Below are 812 nucleotides of genomic sequence, written 5' to 3'. Positions count from 1 at the left end.
TGTCTGATCATATTCTTTGCCTCTGCATGCAGTTCATTTACTGATGATACTGTATTTCCAGTCGGTGACACATATGCACCAGATGGAATGACATCACTTTCAAATCCGTTTTCAGATACAAATGTCTGAATACTATGACTGTCATCACTGATAATCTTTGTGTGTTCAGAAAAATGCTTTCTGTACTGATTCAGTATCTGAAAGCTTTCTCTTCCAAGACCACCGATTTTAAAAAGCATCTGATCGTGTTCATCAATCGCAGCTACAATGCAGATTTTATGATGACTTGTTCCTGGTATATGATGAAAATATGGCGTTGCCTTGTGCTTTCCACGATGCTTGCTCATTCTAGGCATGTTCTCAGGCTCGGTGCCTTTCAGGTTGATACTCGTATAGGAAGGATCAAGTTCAACATCACCACTGAGAACAGCATTTTCCTGTACTTTTGAAATGGCTTTGTACAGCTTGTGACGCATATTAAAACATGTAACTATGCTTAGTTCAGTAGCAACTGTCTGCTGCTCAAGTGTAAGTCCATTCAGTTCACCAGCTATAAAAGTAGACCATGTATTAAAATTTGTTCTTGAATGTGTAAACATGGTGCCGGTAGTTGCCATGAATACTGAACGGCAGTCCTTGCATCTGTATTTCTGTCTGTGCTTTGGATTGAAACCGTTCTTTACAAAGTGTACAGATCCACAGTGAGGACATCTGTGAACATGAGATTCGATATTTTCATAGTTTGTAGTATCAGGAGTTACTTTTTCTTTATACAGCTTGTCTATTCCAGTACGGATAAAAGACAGTTCAAC

Annotated in this window: 1 protein-coding gene; it reads right to left on the bottom strand. The window is 38.9% G+C overall.

Going from position 1 to position 812, the window contains the following annotated elements; all coding sequences use genetic code 11:
- Nucleotides 1-812, bottom strand: an 812-nt coding sequence (locus tag ACTND6_RS11070; protein WP_441045110.1) for a transposase, incomplete at both ends; no start/stop codon positions are given.

It is taken from the genome of Bulleidia sp. HCP3S3_C9 (assembly GCF_052064035.1).
Lineage (GTDB): Bacteria > Bacillota_I > Bacilli_A > Erysipelotrichales > Erysipelotrichaceae > Bulleidia.
This window is presented reverse-complemented; position numbering and strand designations above follow the sequence as displayed.